The 15,414-nt window shown below is 70.9% G+C and carries 12 protein-coding genes; 6 read left to right on the forward strand and 6 right to left on the reverse strand.

The features are described 5' to 3' along the window. Positions 1-159 precede the first annotated feature (159 nt). The 4 genes from AP428_RS19655 (at position 160) to AP428_RS19670 (ending at position 5,651) form a co-directional block, all read left to right on the forward strand. Complete coding sequence (locus AP428_RS19655; protein WP_011694762.1) at positions 160-1,638, forward strand: PLP-dependent aminotransferase family protein; 1,479 nt, start codon at positions 160-162, stop codon at positions 1,636-1,638. A 300-nt stretch (positions 1,639-1,938) separates the two neighbouring features. After that, positions 1,939-3,534, forward strand: a complete 1,596-nt coding sequence (locus AP428_RS19660; protein ID WP_171984319.1) for a trypsin-like peptidase domain-containing protein — start codon at positions 1,939-1,941, stop codon at positions 3,532-3,534. 239 nt (positions 3,535-3,773) lie between these two features. Beyond that, positions 3,774-4,985, forward strand: coding sequence for a multidrug effflux MFS transporter (locus tag AP428_RS19665; protein WP_011547597.1), 1,212 nt, complete (start codon positions 3,774-3,776; stop codon positions 4,983-4,985). A 126-nt stretch (positions 4,986-5,111) separates the two neighbouring features. Continuing rightward, positions 5,112-5,651 (forward strand): DUF4303 domain-containing protein, encoded by a 540-nt coding sequence (locus AP428_RS19670; protein ID WP_011547598.1) that lies wholly within the window; start codon positions 5,112-5,114, stop codon positions 5,649-5,651. Between the two features lie 56 nt (positions 5,652-5,707). Here the strand turns inward: AP428_RS19670 and AP428_RS19675 are convergent, their stop codons facing one another. The 6 genes from AP428_RS19675 to cobA all read right to left on the reverse strand — a co-directional run bounded on the left by AP428_RS19675 (position 5,708) and on the right by cobA (position 10,830). After that, positions 5,708-6,406 (reverse strand): fumarylacetoacetate hydrolase family protein, encoded by a 699-nt coding sequence (locus AP428_RS19675; RefSeq protein ID WP_011547599.1) that lies wholly within the window; start codon positions 6,404-6,406, stop codon positions 5,708-5,710. A 117-nt stretch (positions 6,407-6,523) separates the two neighbouring features. Further along, positions 6,524-7,465, reverse strand: coding sequence for a helix-turn-helix transcriptional regulator (locus AP428_RS19680; RefSeq protein WP_011547600.1), 942 nt, complete (start codon positions 7,463-7,465; stop codon positions 6,524-6,526). A gap of 88 nt (positions 7,466-7,553) precedes the next feature. Continuing rightward, positions 7,554-8,153, reverse strand: a complete 600-nt coding sequence (locus tag AP428_RS19685) for a uracil-DNA glycosylase family protein (RefSeq protein WP_006478925.1) — start codon at positions 8,151-8,153, stop codon at positions 7,554-7,556. Between the two features lie 140 nt (positions 8,154-8,293). Beyond that, positions 8,294-9,346 carry a CmpA/NrtA family ABC transporter substrate-binding protein gene (locus tag AP428_RS19690; RefSeq protein ID WP_011547601.1) on the reverse strand — a complete coding sequence of 351 codons (1,053 nt, stop codon included), beginning with the start codon at positions 9,344-9,346 and terminating at the stop codon, positions 8,294-8,296. A gap of 5 nt (positions 9,347-9,351) precedes the next feature. Next, on the reverse strand, positions 9,352-9,948 hold the full coding sequence (locus AP428_RS19695) for an ANTAR domain-containing response regulator (RefSeq protein ID WP_012339886.1): 597 nt from the start codon (positions 9,946-9,948) through the stop codon (positions 9,352-9,354). A 120-nt stretch (positions 9,949-10,068) separates the two neighbouring features. Then, positions 10,069-10,830 carry a uroporphyrinogen-III C-methyltransferase gene (cobA, locus tag AP428_RS19700; RefSeq protein WP_011547602.1) on the reverse strand — a complete coding sequence of 254 codons (762 nt, stop codon included), beginning with the start codon at positions 10,828-10,830 and terminating at the stop codon, positions 10,069-10,071. A 656-nt stretch (positions 10,831-11,486) separates the two neighbouring features. On the opposite strand from cobA, the gene AP428_RS19705 reads away from it, so the two are divergent. Together AP428_RS19705 and nirB are read left to right on the forward strand one after the other, a co-directional pair. Continuing rightward, a complete protein-coding gene (locus AP428_RS19705; protein WP_054928349.1) occupies positions 11,487-12,812 on the forward strand; it encodes an MFS transporter in 1,326 nt (441 codons plus the stop codon). A 21-nt stretch (positions 12,813-12,833) separates the two neighbouring features. Further along, complete coding sequence (nirB, locus tag AP428_RS19710) at positions 12,834-15,407, forward strand: nitrite reductase large subunit NirB (protein ID WP_011694759.1); 2,574 nt, start codon at positions 12,834-12,836, stop codon at positions 15,405-15,407. The last annotated feature ends 7 nt before the right edge of the window (positions 15,408-15,414 follow it).

Here is a 15,414-nt window from a genome sequence, read left to right on the forward strand (position 1 = left end):
CGGCATGCAGACGATCGTAGTCCCGCCGAGGTACCATGAGAAGCGCCAGCGAGCGGTAAATTTATGGTGCCACGATCTCGGGCCGCCAGCCGCGCGCCGGTCACCGTGCGACGCTCGCCCGGGCGTCACGTTCCGATCTTTTCACGCTGCGATGTTCCGATGACGACTGCCTTTCCTGCCGGCGACGCACCGTTGCTGCCGCTCGATGCGCCGCTGGCGCGCACGCCCGGCGCACCGTCGCTCCAGCGCCAGTTGCTGCGCCGTGTGCGCGACGCGATTCTCGGCGGCGCGATGCCGGCCGGCACGCGGCTGCCCGGCACGCGCGCGCTGGCCGAAACGCTCGGCGTGTCGCGCAATACGACGGCCGCCGTGTACGAGCAGCTCGTCGCCGAAGGCTTCCTGCAATCGGATCGTCGCGGCACGCGGGTCGTCGGGCTGTCGCGGCCCACGCCGCCGCGCCGGCGTGCCGCGCCGCCGGCCGTCGCGCAGCGGCTCGGCCGGATTCGCCCGAGCCTCGTCGGCACCGGCGAATCGGAGGGCTTTCGTCCGGGCGTGCCGGCGCTGTCGCATTTCCCGGTGGATGCGTGGCGGCATGCGATCGACCGCGCGTTGCGTCGCGCCGGCCGCGAGCTGCTGGCGTACGGCGATCCGCTCGGCGAGCGCGCGTTGCGCGAATCGATCGCGCGCCACCTGGCCGTCACGCGCGGCGTGCGCTGCGATCCCGAGCAGATCGTGATCACCGAAGGCGCACAAGGGGCGATCGCACTGTGCGCGCAACTGCTGACGAATCCGGGCGATACGGTGTGGGTCGAGGAGCCCGGCTATCGCGGCGCGCGCACCGCGATGCAGGCGGCCGACCTCGACGTCGTGCCGATGCCGGTCGACGTCGAAGGGCTGCGCGCGGAACCGGACGACTGGCGCGAGCGGACGCCGCGCCTCGTCTACACGACGCCGTCGAACCAGTTCCCGACCGGCGCCGTGCTGTCGATCTCGCGTCGGCTCGCGCTGATCGACGCGGCGCGCCGCCATCGCGCGTGGATCATCGAGGACGACTACGACAGCGAATTCCGTCACACCGGCGAGCCGATCGGCGCGATGCACGGGCTGGCGCCCGATTCGCCGGTCGTCTATCTCGGCTCGTTCAGCAAGACGATGTTTCCGGCGCTGCGGATCGGTTTTCTCGTGCTGCCCGACGCGTTGCTGGCTGCCGTGCGGCCGGCGCTACCGGAGATGCTGCGCGGCGGGACGCGCCACGTGCAGCTCGCGCTCGCCGACTTCATCGAGACGGGCGAGTACGGCCGGCATCTCGGGCGGATGCGCCGGCTGTATCGCGACCGGCGGCGGTTGCTGCTCGCCGCGCTCGAGCGCAGCCTGAGCGTGCCGCACCAGGTCGAGGGCGGCCCGTGCGGGCTGCATCTCGCGCTGCGGTTGCCGGCGCGGTATCGCGATCGCGCGATCGTCGAAGCGGCGCGCGCGCATGGCATCGGGCCGTTTCCGCTGTCGGGTTTCGCGATCGATGCGGCGCGGGCCGGCAACGGGCTCGTGCTTGGTTTCGGCAATACGTCGGCCGATGCGTTCGAGCCGATGTTGCGGATGGTGTCGGCGATCGCGGAGCGGGTGGGCGCGGGGGATGCGTGACGGGATGGTTTCGCGGTCGGTAATGCGCGACAGGCCAATGATCGGCCGCGATCGCAGATCGCAACGATGCCGGTGACGCGCGCACCGATGCGTGGTGGATATTCGGATTGACGAACCGCGCACTTTGTTCGAAACGAATGCCCTCGCGGTTCCGCCGTCACGACGCGTCCCGGCATACGGGTTTCGATTCGTATGTTCCAACCTGCGCGTGGGCTATAAATGGTGGGGTGTACCGGTGCTTGTCGGGCGCCTGCGCGTCTCGCGCAGGGTGGCGTCGCGGCTGCCGGGGGAGGTGGCACCGTGGTTTGCCAGACGCTTGCTCGCGCCGTGCTTCGCACCGCGTTGATCGGGGGCGTGTTTGCCGGATGTTTGCCGCTGCCCGCCGCCGTCGCCGGCACCCTCGCGCCGCACGCTGCACCGCCGGCGATGAAGGCGCGGCCACCCGCCGCGCCTTACGCGATGCCGGTCGACTTCCCGGCGATCGTCGAACGCTACGGCCCGGCGGTCGTGACCATCCTGGCCGCCACGCCCGATCCGCAAACCGGCGGGCCGGCCTTTGCCGCGCTCGATCCCGACGATCCGCTCGCCGCGTTCTTCCGGCACGGCGCGCCGGTGCCCGCGCAGGGGCCGCAGGCGCCGGCGCCCGATACGGCGGCGCCGCGTGCGGTGTCCGGCAGCGGTTCGGGCTTCATCGTCAGCGCCGATGGCCTGATCCTCACGTCCGCCCATGTGGTCGACGAGGCGACCGACGTGACGGTGCGGCTCACCGACCGCCGCGAATTCAAGGCGACGGTGCTGGCCGTCGATCCGCAAAGCGATGTCGCCGTGCTGCGCGTCGACGCGACGAAGCTGCCGTTCGTGCGCATCGGCGATTCGTCGAAAGTCCGCGCGGGCGAACCGGTGATGACGATCGGCGCGCCGGACGGATCGGGCAACACGGTCACGGCCGGCATCGTCAGCGCGACGTCGCGCCGGTTGCCGGACGGCAGCGCATTCCCGTTCTTCGAGACCGACATCGCACCGAACCCGGACAACTCCGGCGGCCCCGTGTTCAATCGCGCGGGCGACGTGATCGGCATCGCGGTGCAGGTCTATCCGGGCGCCGACCGCTACGCGAGCACGACGTTCGCCATCCCGATCGCATTCGCGGCCAAGGTGCGTGCCCAGTTGCGCGCGCAACAGCAGGCGCAGATGCAGGCGCAGCAGGCTCAGGCGCCCGCGCCGGACGCGCCGTCGGGCAATGCGTTCGGCGTCGACGTGCAGGACGTAGGCGTCGGTCTGGCCGCGGCGTTCGGGCTGCCGCGTCCGGCAGGCGCGCTCGTCAACGGCGTCGCGCCCGGCTCGCCGGCCGCCGCGGCCGGCCTGAAGCCCGGCGACGTGATCGTGAAGATGGGCGGCAAGGCGATCGGCCGTTCGGCCGAACTGAACGACCTTGCCGCCGCGCTGCCGCCCGGCAGCAAGGCGCCGCTGCGCGTGATCCGCAACCGTGCGCCGGTAACGCTGACGATCACCGGCGCCGACGACGCGGGCGGCGGCGCGCCCGCGACGGTCGGCATGGCCGCGCCGAAGGCCGCTGGACGGCCGGGGCCGGCCGCCGGAGAGCCCGGCGACACAGGTGGCGGTGACCGCGGCGATCGCCTCGGCCTGACGATGCACGCGCTGAGCGACAACGAGCGCCGCTCGACGGGGCTCGCGGTCGGGATGATGGTGGACGCGGTACATGGCCCCGCCGCGCGCGCCGGCATCCAGCCGGGCGACGTCGTGCTGGAACTCAACGACACGCTGCTCGAGACGCCGGACGACGTGCCGATGCTCGAAGCGAGCGGCGGCAACGTGATCGCCGTGCTGATCCAGCGCAACAACGCGCGGAAGTTCGTGTCGGTGCGCACGCGGTAGCGCGTTGACGCGGCGGCTGTCGTCCGCCTAACATCGTCGGGTACCGCGAGCGGTCCGCCACGTATTCAGGAGCCATTCGGCAGAGCCATTCGACATGAAAACCACTTGCTTCATCGTAGTCGTCCACAGGCGCAGGGTCCGGTAGCGGCACCGCGCCGGCACCCATGCGCCCCCGACTCGTTCGGGGGCTTTTTTTTGTTGCGCACGGCCGAGAGGCCCGTGCGCGGGAGGGCATCCGCTTGCGATCGAACCTGTCGACTACTTCCGACCCGGCGTCGCCCCGGCACGCCACGCTGATCGTGCTGTGCGCGTTGTCGGTGCTGCCGTTGAGCCTGTTCCTGCCGTCGCTGCCGGCGATCGTGCGCGACCTGCATACCGACTATGCGCTCGTCGCGCTGTCGCTCGGCGGCTATGCGGCGGTGGCCGCGTCGCTCGAATGCGTGACGGGGCCGCTGTCCGACCGGTTCGGGCGGCGGCCGATCGTGCTGACGAGCGTCGCGCTGTTCGCGCTCGGTTCGCTCGGTTGTGCGATGGCGACCGATATCCACGTGTTTCTCGGCTGCCGGCTGATGCAGGCGGCGATCACGTCGGTCTATCCGGTGTCGATGGCGGCGATCCGCGATACCGACGGCGGCGCGCGCGCGGCGAGCCGGATCGGCTACGCGGCGATGGCGGCCGCGTTCGCGCCGATGCTCGGCCCGACACTCGGCGGTGCGCTCGACCAGACGGTCGGCTGGCGCGCGAGCTTCTGGCTGCTGGCCGTAGTCGGCACCGCGCTGTTTGCCTGGTGCGTGCGCGATCTCGCCGAAACCCATACGCGCCGGCCGTCGAGCTTCGGGCAGCAGCTTCGCGCGTATCCGGCGCTGCTGCGTGCGCGCCGTTTCTGGGCCTATGCGCTGTGCATGGCGTTCTCGACGGGCGCGTTCTATGCGTTCCTGGCCGGTGCGCCGCTCGCCGCGACAACGCTGTTCGGCATCCCGCCCGCGGAGATCGGCTTCTACATGGGGACGATCACGGCCGGTTTCGTCTGCGGCAGCTTTCTGGCCGCGCGGGTCGCGCGCCGCCATGCGCTGGCCACGACGATCCTGTGCGGGCGGCTCGTCGCGTGTGCGGGGCCATTGATCGGGCTTGCGCTGCTGTTCGGCGGCGTGACCCATGCGCTCGCGTGGTTCGGGCCGTGCGTGCTGGTCGGCATCGGCAACGGGCTGAGCAATCCCGGCGCCCATGCGGGCGCGGTGTCCGTACGCCCGGAACTGGCTGGCAGCGCATCGGGGCTGGCCGGCGCGATGACGATCGGCGGCGGCGCCGCGCTGTCGTCGCTGACGGGCGCGCTGCTGACCCCGCGCAACGCAGGCTACCTGCCGCTCGCGATGATGCTGCTGTCGGCGGCGATCGCACTGGCGGCCGCCGGGTGCGTGCGGGCGTTCGACGGCCGGGACGCCGGACGGTGAGCGCGGGTGCGCCCCGGTACCGGCGCGCGGCGGAATGACGGACAATCCGCCGCATGCCGGGACACGACGCACGATTCGCGCGCCGCGTGCCCCGACGAGCGCGCAGGGCGACTGGACGAGGATGCGATGAGCGACTTTTCTGATTTCCAGCGGGATATTGCCGATGCCGCGAGGGCGACCTTCAGGGCGCTGCGGGCGCTGCACCCGGACGAACATTTCTATGCGTTCGCGTTGTACACCGACAGCGGCGCGATGACGGTGGTGCCGGCCGCCAATTCGGTCGAAGGGCTGCGCCGGGTCCGCGCGCAACAGGCGGTGGCGGACGACGATCCGTGGTTCGTGTGGGGCGTGGCCGAGTGGGCGTACGCGGCGGCCGAGGCCTCGCCGTTCAACGCGATCTGCGGCCGGCTGGCCGACGAGGTGCTGAGCCCGCAGTTCGTCCGGTCGCGATTCGCGGAATTTTCCCGGCAACTGCATACCGACATGATCGAGGCGTTGCGGCTGCTCGATCGCGACGGCGTGTTCGGCACGGGCGACGACCGGGCGGCCATCACGCTGTTCGTGTCGATCAGCGACGACGACGCGGCTGAGGCGCTGGAAAACGCGTCGGCGAAAGCGCTGAATCCGCCAGCCGTCGCCGAGGCCTTCCTGCGCCGCTACGACTGACCGGCAACGCGGTATCGCCTGGGCGGCCCGGGCACGCGGCCGCCCTGCATGGCATGTTACGGCTTCGCGCCGACCACGAATTCGAACGTCGCGACGCCGTCGACGCCGCCCGTCACGCGGTCGCCCGGCTGCAGCGCGCCGACGCCGGCCGGCGTGCCGGTGAAGATCAGGTCGCCGGCCTTCAGCTCGACCGAGCGCGACACGTACGCGATGACGTCGGGCACGGGCCAGATCATGTCGGCGAGGTCGCCTTGCTGGCGCGTGTCGCCGTTGACCGCGAGCCAGATGCGGCCGGCGGCCGGATGGCCGGTGGCCGTCGCGGGGCGCAGCGCGGTCACGGGGCCCGACGCGTCGAAACCCTTCGCCCAGTCCCACGGCCGGCTCAGCTTCTTCGCTTCGGCTTGCAGGTCGCGGCGCGTGAGGTCGACGCCGACGCCGTAGCCCCACACGTGCGACAGCGCGTCGGCCGGGTCGATCGACCGGCCGTCCTTGCCGATCGCGACGACCAGCTCGATTTCATGATGGAGATCGTTCGTCAGCGGCGGATAGGCGACCGTGCCGCTGGCCGGGACGATCGCGTCGGCCGGCTTCGTGAAGAAGAACGGCGGTTCGCGGTCGGGGTCGGCGCCCATTTCGCGGGCGTGGTCGGCGTAGTTGCGGCCGACGCAGAATACGCGGCGCACCGGAAAGCGCGCGGACGACTGTTCGACTTCGACGGAAGGACGCTCGGCGGCGTCGATGACATAGGCGGACATCGGATGGGCCTCGTTCGGTAGGAAGACGGATGGCCGGCGCACCGGCCGGCATGCGTGCAACGATACCCGACGCGCGTGCGCCGGGATGCGACGCAACTGCGTTTTACCGGGACAAAACTACGCGTCGGCGGCCGCTTGCGTGTCGTCGGCGGCGGGCAATGCGGCGTTCGCGTCGCGGTACGCCTTCGGCGACACGCCGACCCGCGCGCGGAAGCGCCGCGCGAAATACCCTTCGTCGCGGAAGCCGACCGAGCGGGCGATGTCCGCGATGCGCCGGCTGGTGTGGGCCAGCAGCGACTGCGCGAGCGCGATCCGCCGCTCGGTGACGAGATCGGTGAAGGTGCTGCCGGTTTCCTTGCGCACCAGGTGCGCAAGGTAGTTCGGCGACAGAAACGCGGCTTCGGCGGTCGCGGCGAGCGTCAGGTCCTCGCGGGTCAGGTTCGCCCGCACGTGGCGCAGCACGCGGGCCAGCGCGTCGCGCCGGCCGGCACGCTGGGCGCCGCGCTGCGCGAGCTTGTCGAGCGCGCCCGCGTACTGCGTGCAGACGAGCCCGATCAACTGCAGCAGGTAGCCGCGCAGCAGCGTGGTCGAGCCGAACGTGCGCACGCGATCGACGTCGAGCATGCACAGCGCGAGGCGGCGCGCTTCGTCGTACGTATCGCCGGTCAGGATGAAATCGAGGTGCTCCTGGAAGCGGAACGGCGTCAGCTCGGGGAAACGGTGTGCGGGCACGTCCTCGAGATCGAGTGGATCGACGTCGAGATCGGCGCGCAGGAACGCCTGGCTGAAGTTGATCACGATGAAGTGTGCGCCTTCCGGATGCGGAATCAGGTGCTCGCGGTGCGGCAGCACGAACGCGAGCGCGCCGCGCGGAAACGGCCGCGTGACGCCGCCGATGCGCTGCTCGGTGTCGCCGCCGAGGTTGAACTGGATCTGGAAATACGCGTGCCGGTGCGGCTCGGTGATTGCCTGGCGCGACGCCTGGTCGCGGATGTAGAAGTCGAGCCGGTCGCTGCGTTCGGGCATCCCGTACAGGCGCGGCGGGGCGGTGGAGGGCATGAAGGATCGTGTTGTTCGTGACGCGGTTGAGCCGCGATGGTACAGCGAACCGGGCGCGACGGGGACGGGCGCGGCCCCGCGTCCCCGGTCAGCCTGCCGCGAGCGATGCGATCCGGCGCCGCAGCTCGGGCACGACCTCGGCGTCGAACCACGGATGGTGCTTGAACCATGCCTGGTTGCGCGGCGACGGATGCGGCAGCGGCAGGATCGCGGGGCCGTAGTCGCGCCAAGCCTGCACGGTGTCGGTCAGCGTCGCCTTGCGCGCGCCGCGCAGGAAATGCCGCTGCGCGTACTGGCCGATCAGCAGCGTGAGCCGGACCGACGGCAGTTCGGCCAGCAGCCGGTCCATCCACAGTGGCGCGCATTCGGGGCGCGGCGGGTTGTCGCCGCTCGCGCCGCGGCCCGGGTAGCAGAAGCCCATCGGCACGATCGCGAAGCGCGTCTCGTCGTAGAAGGTGTCGGCGTCGACGCCGAGCCAGCCGCGCAGCCGCTTGCCGCTCGCGTCGTCCCACGGGATGCCGCTGGCATGGACGCGTGCGCCCGGCGCTTGCCCGACGATCAGGATGCGTGCGTCGCGATGCGCGCGCACGACCGGGCGCGGGCCGAGCGGCAGGTCTGCTTCGCATGCACGGCACGCGCGGATTTCGGTGAGCAGCACGTCGAGCGGCGCGCGCGTTCGTTTCGGCATCGATTCGGAGCGGGGACGGAGTGGCAAGGCGGTGCCGTGCGAGCGGCATGGGCGGCACAGGCGGGCAGCGGCAAGGCCGCCGGCTCGGCGTGACCCCGACGCGCACCGGCTGCACTGCGCGGTGCGCCTACGGCTACGCCCTACGCCTGCGACGGGCCCGCTGCGCCGCCTTCGGCGACCGCAGCATCATACAACGCGGTCTGCGCGATCGCCGCGGCGATGCCCGCGTCGTCGTGCGAGCCGTCGAGCATGCCCCAGCGCCGGTATTGCGACAGGAACCACAGGCCCTCGCGCGGATCGGGCCGGTTCACCGCGCCGCCGTCGTGAAAGCGGATCGGCAGCGGCGGCGTGGCGAACGGCCCCGCGCCGTAGTCGCCGAGCAGGCGCGGCGCGATCAGCCGGGCCGGCACGCCGAGCGCGTCGGGCGACGCGAGCCAGTCGGCCGCCTCGCGACGGTGCGCGGGGCTGTCGAGCCACGCGCACGCATCGACGAGCGTGCGGACCAGCGCACGCGCGGTGGCCGGATACAGCGCGACGAAATCGCGCCGCGTCGCGAGCACCTTCTCCGGATGATCGGGCCAGACCTCGCTCGTGACGGCGACGGTGCGGCCGGCGCCGCACGCTTCGGCCACCGCGTGCCACGGCTCGCCCGCGCAGAAGCCGTCGAGCTCGCCGCCCGCGAGCGCGGCGACCATTTCGGGCGGCGGGATCACGACGCTGCGCACGTCGCGCAGCGGATCGACGTCGTGCGACGCGAGCCACGCGTTCAGCCACATCGCGTGCGTGCCGGTCGGAAAGGTCTGCGCGAGCAGCGGCTTGCGGCCGAGCGTCGCGAACGCGGCGCGCACGTTGGCGGTTTCGCGGTACGCGTCGGCGAGGCCGCGCGACAGCGTGATCGCCTGGCCGTTACGGTTCAGCACCATCAGCGCGGCCATGTCGGCCTGCGGGCCGCCGATGCCGAGCTGCAGCCCGCAGACGAGCCCGTACAGCGCGTGCGCGGCATCGAGCTCGCCGCTGAGCAGCTTGTCGCGCACGGCCGCCCACGACGGCTGGCGACTCAATTCGAGCGTGAGGCCATGACGCGCGCCGAGGTTCAGGCGCTGCGCGACGATCAGCGGGGCCGCGTCGCTGAGCGCGACGAACCCGAGGCGAAGATGCGCGCGTTCCGGCGCGGCGGGAGGAGAGGTATGCATGGCACTCATGGCTGGGGTGACGCGTCGAGCAATTGTCGCGCGACGTCGACGATGCGCAGGCCCTGATCCATCGCGCGCTTGCGCAGCGCCGCATACGCATCGTGTTCGGAGAGCTTGCGCTGGTCCATCAGCACGCGTTTCGCACGGTCGATCAGCTTGCGTTCCGCGAGTTCGCGCTCGACGTCGGCCAGCCGGCGGCGCAGCGCATCGTCGTGCGAGAAGCGCGCGAGCGCGACTTCGAGAATCGGCGCGAGACGCTCGGCCGACAACCCTTCGACGAGATACGCACTGACACCCGCGCCGACCGCCGCTCGGATCAGTTCCTGGTCGGCGTCGTGGCTGAACATCAGCACGGGGCGCGGGGCGGTCGCATGCATGACGGCGAGCTGTTCGAGCGTGTCGCGCGACGGCGAATCGGTATCGATGATCACGACGTCGGGGCGTTGCTCCTCGACGGCCGCCGGCAGGCGCGCGGGCGTCGCGACGTCGTTCAGCATCTCGTAGCCGAGGCGCGCGAGCGCGTCGCCGAGTTCGCCGATCGGCTTGTCGGTGTCGGTGACGAGCAGCACGCGCAGGCGGGTGGGCAGGGCGGACGAACTCATGAGGCGGGCAACAGGGGCAGGGACGCGTCGATGCAGGGGGCGGACGATGCACGCAGGCCGCATGCGCGGCCGGAGGGGCAGGAACCGGGAAGCGGCCGAAGCCGTGCGATACCGCGCATGTCAGGCGGCCCGCGCAAGCGCCGCGCCGGTTGCCGTGCTCGCGCCTTGCGCGGCTGCTGCGCCGATCGCGCCGCCGACGAGGATCACGGCCGGGCTGCCCAGCCGCTCGGCTTCGATGCCGCACGCGAGCGTGCCCAGCGTGCCGGTCCAGCGACGTTCGTCGGGCGTGCCGGCCCATTGCACGGCCGCCGCCGGCGTCGACGCGGGCAGCGCGGCGAGCAGGCCCGCCGCGATGCTGTCGACGCGGCTCATCCCCATGTAGATCGCGAGCGTCGTGCCGGTCGCCGCGAGCCGTGCCCAGTCGGGTTCGCCATGATCCTGGCGGTGCGCGGTGACGAACGTGACGCCCTGGCAGTGCTCGCGGTGCGTGAGCGAGATGCCGAGGCTCGCGGCGGCGGCGAATCCCGACGAGATGCCGTTGACGATCTCGACCGGAATCGCGGCCGCGCGCAGCGTCGCGAGTTCCTCGCCGGCGCGCCCGAACAGCAGCGCGTCGCCGCCTTTCACGCGCACCACGTGCGCGCCGCGCAGCGCGTAGCGGCGCATCAGTTTCTCGATGAACGCCTGCGGCGTGGAGCGGCAGCCGCCGCGCTTGCCGACGCGGATCACGCGCGCCCGCGGCGCGAGTTCGACGATGCCGGGCGCGACGAGATCGTCGAGCAGCAGCACGTCGGCGGCGGCCAGTGCCTTCACCGCCTTCAGCGTAAGGAGATCGGGATCGCCGGGGCCGGCGCCCAGCAGCGTGACTTTGCCTGTCGTCATGTCGTGTTCCTGTGCCGCATCGCATCGCTGCGGCGGTCTGATGTCGCGTTGTTGCTCGGCGGCGGCGGGCGGTCGAAACGCACCGGCATCCGGCCGTGCCGTGCACGGAGGGACGCCGTTGTCCTGAAGGGCTCGCGGTGACGGGCGAGCAGGGTTTGCGGGGACTGCCCACCGGCGCCGTTGCCGGTGTGACGAAGGTTCAGCAATATCCGGGCCAACCGGCGCGACGACGCGGCCTGGGCGCGGCGCCGCGCACCGTGCGATGGCCGCGAGCGCGCATGTGCTCGCCACGCGCGCGCGGTCGCCATGCCGCATCGGTGTGCATCGTGCCCCGTCCGCGCGCACCGCGATGCCGCACGACGACAGTGCTGCAGCGCACCACATCTGTGCCCCGGTGCATCGCGACGGAGAGCGCACCGCGCGCCGCGGTGACGTGCCCGATGCCCGCTGCGCCTTGTGCGGTGGGGCGCGCGGCGTGATCGACGCGGACATGGCACGTCGCTTGCGTTAGCTCGTTCGGACGGGTCAATGGCGATCCGTCCGCAGTACCGAATACCGACGCGCCCGGCAACGGGCTTCATGGGCAACGGCGTCCTACGTATCAGGTCTCGACGAGACCGGGTGCGCAGGACGCCGTTTTTCGTTTGGCGGATGACATGACCGACAAAGCTACCCGTATCGATCTCTTCAGCCTCCGCACCGCGCCGATGCGCGCGTTCCATCTGACGTGGATGGCGTTCTTCGTTTGCTTCTTCGCGTGGTTCGCGTGCGCGCCGCTGATGCCGCTGATCGCGCGCGAATTCCATCTCACGGCGGCGCAAGTCGCCAACATCAACATCGCCGCGGTGGCCGCGACGATCGCCGTGCGGCTGCTGGTCGGCCCGCTGTGCGACCGCTTCGGCCCGCGCCGCGTGTACGCGGGCCTGCTGCTGCTCGGCGCGATCCCCGTGTTCGCCGTGTCGTTCACGCACGACTACCTGTGGTTCCTGATCTGCCGGCTCGGCATCGGCGCGATCGGTGCGGGCTTCGTGATCACGCAATACCACACGTCGGTGATGTTCGCGCCGAATGTGGTCGGCACCGCGAACGCGACGACGGCCGGCTGGGGCAATGCCGGCGCGGGCGCGACGCAGGCGCTGATGCCGTTGCTCGTCGCCGCCGGGCTGATGCTCGGCTTCGGCGAGGATTCGTCGTGGCGCATCGCGCTGGTCGTGCCGGGCGTGGCGATGCTCGCGATGGCATGGGCGTACTGGTGCTTCACGCAGGACTGCCCGCAAGGCGATTTCGTCGCGTTGCGCAAGCAGGGCGTGACGGTCGACAGCGGCAAGAAGGGCGGCTGGGCGAGCTTCTTCAGGGCCTGCGGCAACTACCGCGTATGGATGCTGTTCGTCACGTACGGCGCGTGCTTCGGCGTCGAGGTGTTCATCCACAACATCGCCGCGCTGTACTACGTCGATCACTTCAAGCTGTCGCTGAAGGACGCCGGTTTCGCGGTCGGGATGTTCGGGCTGCTCGCCCTGTTCGCGCGCGCGCTCGGCGGCTGGCTGTCCGACAAGATCGCTGCCCGCCGCAGCCTCGACGTGCGCGCGACGCTGCTGTGCGCGCTGATCATCGGCGAAGGGCTCGGGCTGATCTGGTTCTCGCACGCGCAAGGCATCGGCATGGCCCTCGTCGCGATGCTGACCTTCGGCCTGTTCACGCACATGGCGTGCGGCGCGACCTACGCGCTCGTGCCGTTCATCGACCGCAAGGCGCTCGGCGGCGTCGCGGGGATCGTCGGCGCGGGCGGCAACGTCGGCGCGGTGGCCGCGGCTTTCCTGCTGAAGGGTGTCGGCGACGTGCAGCAGACGCTGAGCCTGCTCGGCCTCGCGGTGACCGCGACCGCGTTGTGCGCGATGGCCGTGCGCTTCAGCGAAGAACACAAGGCGCGCGAAGCCGAGCTGCGCGATCGCGCGCTGGCCGCCGCCGGCGCCGCGAACTGATCGACCGAAGGAACCGTCATCATGAAACTCATCGTCATCGGCCACGGCATGGTCGGCCACAAGCTCCTCGAATGCGTCGCGACGCAAGCCGGCGAGGCAGGCGCGCTGCAGGTCACCGTGCTCGGCGAGGAACCGCGCCCCGCCTACGATCGCGTGCACCTGTCGGAATTCTTCGCGGGCAAGTCGGCGGACGACCTGTCGCTCGTCGAACCGGGCTTCTTCGAGCGTCATCCGCAGTTCGACCTGCGCCTGAACGCGCAGGTCGCATCGATCGACCGCGCCGCGCATACGGTCACGCTCGCATCGGGCGAAACGCTCGCGTACGACAAGCTGGTGCTCGCCACCGGCTCGCGGCCGTTCGTGCCGCCGGTGCCGGGCCGCGAGCGCGCGGGCTGCTTCGTGTACCGGACGATCGAGGATCTCGAGGCGATGCAGGCGTGCGGCGCGCACGCGAAGCGCGGCGTCGTGATCGGCGGCGGGTTGCTCGGCCTCGAATGCGCGAAGGCGCTGCGCGACATGGGGCTCGATACGCACGTGGTCGAATTCGCGCCGCGCCTGATGGCCGTGCAGGTCGACGACGGCGGCGGCCGGATGCTGCGTTCGAAGATCGAGGCGCTCGGCGTGACCGTGCATACCGGCAAGAACACGCTCGAAATCGTCGACGGTGAGGAAGGCGCGCACCGGATGGCGTTCGCCGACGGCACGCATCTCGACACGGACATGATCGTGTTCTCGGCCGGCATCCGCGCGCGCGACGAACTGGCCCGCGCGTGCGGGCTCGACATCGGTCCGCGCGGCGGCGTCGCGATCGACGACGCGTGCCGCACGAGCGACGCCGACATCTATGCGATCGGCGAATGCGCGGCCTGGAACGGCACGGTGTACGGCCTCGTCGCGCCCGGCTACGACATGGCGCGCGTGGTCGCGAAGCAGCTCGCGGGCGACGCCGACGAAGCGGCGGCGGCCGCGTTCGCCGGCGCCGACATGAGCACGAAGCTGAAGCTGATGGGCGTCGACGTCGCGAGCATCGGCGACGCGCACGGCACGACGGCCGGCAGCCGCACCTACCAGTACGCGGATGAGCGCCGCCAGGTCTACAAGAAGCTCGTGGTGTCCGACTGCGGCAAGTTCCTGCACGGCGCGGTGATGGTCGGCGACGCCGCCGAGTACGGCACGCTGCTGCAGATGATGCTGAACCGCATCGAGCTGCCCGAGTCGCCGGAATTCCTGATCCTGCCGTCGTCGGACGGCGCCGCGAAGCCGGCGATCGGTGTCGACGCGCTGCCGGAAGGCGCGCAAATCTGCTCGTGCAACAACGTGTCGAAGTCGCAGATCTGCGCGGCCGTGGCCGACGGCGCGACGAGCCTCGGCGCGCTGAAGACCTGCACGGGCGCCGGCACGTCGTGCGGCGGCTGCGTGCCGCTCGTCACGCAGATCATGAAGGCCGAGATGAAGAAGCAGGGCCTCGCGGTCAACAACCATCTGTGCGAGCACTTCCCGTATTCGCGTCAGGAGCTGTTCCACCTGATCCGCGTCGAGCGCATCACGACGTTCGACGCACTGCTGCACAAGCACGGCCGCGGTCTCGGCTGCGACGTGTGCAAGCCGGCCGTCGCGGGCATCCTCGCGTCGTGTTTCAACGAGTTCGTGCTGAAGAAGGAGCACGCGGGGCTGCAGGATTCGAACGACTACTACCTCGCGAACATCCAGCGCGACGGCACGTATTCGGTCGTGCCGCGCATGCCGGGCGGCGAAGTCACGCCGGAAGGGCTGATCGCGGTCGGCCAGGTCGCGAAAAAATACGGCCTGTACACGAAGATCACGGGCGGCCAGCGCGTCGACCTGTTCGGTGCGCGCGTCGAGCAGCTGCCGTCGATCTGGGAGGAACTGATCGCGGCCGGCTTCGAATCGGGGCACGCGTACGGCAAGGCGCTGCGCACCGTGAAGTCGTGCGTCGGGTCGACGTGGTGCCGCTACGGCGTCGACGATTCGGTCGGCCTCGCGATCGACCTGGAGAACCGCTACAAGGGGCTGCGCGCGCCGCACAAGATCAAGTTCGGCGTGTCCGGCTGCACGCGCGAGTGCGCGGAAGCGCAGGGCAAGGACGTCGGCATCATCGCGACCGAGAAGGGCTGGAACCTGTACGTGTGCGGCAACGGCGGGATGAAGCCGCGCCACGCGGAACTGCTCGCGTCCGATCTCGATCGCGACACGCTGATCCGCTATATCGACCGCTTCCTGATGTTCTACGTGCGCACGGCCGACCGGCTGCAACGCACCAGCGTGTGGCGCGACAACCTCGAAGGCGGGCTCGACTACCTGATCGACGTCGTCGTGCACGACAAGCTCGCGATCGCGGCCGAGCTCGAAGCCGACATGCAGCACGTGGTCGACACCTACGAGTGCGAATGGAAGCGCGCCGTCACCGATCCGGAAACGCGCAAGCGCTTCCGCCACTTCGTGAACAGCGACGCGCCGGACACGACCATCGAGTTCGTCGAGACGCGCGGCCAGATCCGGCCGGCGACGCCCGCCGAGCGCGCGGGCGGCAAGCCCGTGGCGATTCCGGTCGTCGCCGAACCCGCGACCGTTTGACCCCCGA

It is taken from the genome of Burkholderia sp. E168m22 (genome assembly GCF_001319805.1).
Classification (GTDB): domain Bacteria; phylum Pseudomonadota; class Gammaproteobacteria; order Burkholderiales; family Burkholderiaceae; genus Burkholderia; species Burkholderia orbicola.